The 2,129-nt window shown below is 47.3% G+C and carries 2 protein-coding genes; both read left to right on the top strand.

Features of this window, described 5'->3' with window-relative positions; genetic code table 11:
• The coding region (locus tag H6S82_RS30510) for a PstS family phosphate ABC transporter substrate-binding protein (protein WP_191057274.1) at positions 1-889 on the top strand (889 nt) is incomplete at its 5' end.
• Between the two features lie 182 nt (positions 890-1,071).
• Entirely contained in the window at positions 1,072-2,013 is a 942-nt protein-coding gene (pstC, locus tag H6S82_RS30515) for a phosphate ABC transporter permease subunit PstC (protein ID WP_190463373.1), read from the top strand.
• Positions 2,014-2,129 lie beyond the last annotated feature (116 nt).

The following is a 2,129-nucleotide window of genomic DNA, read 5'->3' on the forward strand; positions in this document are numbered from 1 at the left end:
CACGGTATTTCCGATCTCCGAGGCGATGGCAGAAGAAGTTCAAAAAGCCAATCCAGGTGTAAAAGTCACTGTGGGTAAATCAGGGACCGGTGGAGGCTTTAAAAAGTTCTGTAACGGAGAAACCGATATCTCCAACGCTTCTCGCCCAATCAAACCAGAAGAAGTAGATTTGTGCAAGAAAGGTAACGTTGAGTACGTCGAACTTCCGGTAGCATATGACGGACTCTCCGTGGTCGTAAACCCCCAAAACACCTTTGCACAGTGCCTGAAAGTCGATGAACTCAAAAAAATGTGGGAACCGACAGCACAGGCCAAAGTTACTACCTGGAATCAAATTCGCCCCAGTTTCCCCAACGAAAGAATAGGTTTGTATGGGCCTGGTACGGATTCGGGCACCTATGACTTCTTTACCAAAGCGATTGTAGGTGAGGAAGGTAAAAGCCGAGGCGACTACACTGCCAGCGAAGATGACAATACTTTGGTACAGGGCGTTAGCGCGGATAAAGGCGGAATTGCTTTCTTTGGCTATGCCTATTACGCAGAAAACAAAGATAAGTTAAAGCTAGTTGCGATCGATGGAGGTAAAGGTTGCGTTGAACCCAGCGAAGCAACTATCAACGATGGCACATATCAGCCGCTAGCTCGCCCAGAGTTTATCTACGTCAAGAAAACTGCGGCGTCTCGCCCAGAAGTAAAAGCTTTTGTCGAATATATGCTCGCTCCCGCCAACAAAAAGTTGATTTCGGAAGTCGGCTACGTTCCTCTTCCAGATGAGTTGCTCACAGAAGTTCAGGCACGCTTCCAAGCGGGCAAGGTAGGTTCAATATTTGAGGGTAAAGGCTCTCAAGTCGGTTTGACCTTAAAAGACTTACTCAAGCAAGAGAAGTAGTTTAGATCTGATTAATCAAGGCAAGAGAGAGAGGGAAAAGGGAAAAGGGAGAGGGAAGAGTGAAGAGGGAAAAAGGAAAAGGGAAAAGAATAATTCTTCTGCTCCCCCGCTCTCCCGCTCTTCCGCTCCGCCGCTCCCCCGCTCCCCTAACACCTAACCCCTAGTTCCTAGCCCAATAACCAATGACTACAAACCCGTCATCTACCGAGCAGATAAATCGCGATTTGTTTCGTCCCAATCGCCAGTTAAACAAGTGGGTAGAGTTAGTAGTAAAAACCATTTTTGCTTTATTTGCGCTTGTTTCTGTGGCAACAACGATTGGGATTGTCCTGACTCTGATTTTTGAAACATTTGCATTTTTCAGTGAAATACCGATATGGCGATTTCTGACAGATACACAATGGACACCGAGGTTCTTCAATCCTCAATACGGTATTTTTGTACTGATCAGCGCTACGTTGCTTACCAGCACGATCGCGATCTCTGTGGCTTTGCCTGTAGGCTTGTTATCTGCGATTTGTTTGAGTGAATACGCACCTGCTAAAATACGTCGCTGGCTCAAACCAGCCTTAGAAATTCTGGCCGGAGTACCCACAGTAGTGTTCGGTTACTTTGCGTTGCTGTTGGTAACGCCTTTTCTGCAAAAAATTATCCCAGGCTTGCAGGGTTTCAACGCCTTGAGCGCCGGACTGGTATTGGGAGTATCGATAATCCCCTTAGTCGCTTCCCTGAGCGAAGATGCGATATATGCCGTCCCGCGCAGCCTCAGAGAAGGAGCTTACGCTTTGGGAGCGACCAAACGAGAGACGATCGTCGGGGTAGTGCTACCATCGGCGTTATCCGGTATTGTCGCTTCATTTGTTTTGGCAATCTCCCGCGCAGTGGGAGAAACGATGATTGTAGCGATCGCAGCTGGTCAAAACCCAACTCTGGGTCTTAATCCCTTTGTGCCCGTAATGACTATGACAGCTTACATCGTACAAGCTAGTCTAGGCGATACACCAGCTGGCTCGCTCGCTTACAGAACTTTGTTTGCCGTCGGTATGACTTTGTTTTTAATCACCTTGGCCTTGAATATATTCAGCTTTTGGTTTGTTCGCCGATTTCGGGAGAAATACGAGTAATGACTATGCAAGAACCGAAATCCTTTGCCAGCAGCGATTCGTCAGAGAATGGGCTATTTAAAGTGGCTCTGCCCACTCGCTATAACTTTGATAGAATTTTTGTCATAGCCACTTGG

This window comes from Planktothrix sp. FACHB-1355 (genome assembly GCF_014748295.1).
Classification (GTDB): Bacteria; Cyanobacteriota; Cyanobacteriia; order Cyanobacteriales; family Aerosakkonemataceae; genus Aerosakkonema; species Aerosakkonema funiforme_A.

Coding starts and splice junctions, on each gene's coding strand:
- pstC (WP_190463373.1), top strand. CDS start 1,072: ATGACTACAAACCCGTCATCTACCGAGCAGATAAATCGCGATTTGTTT.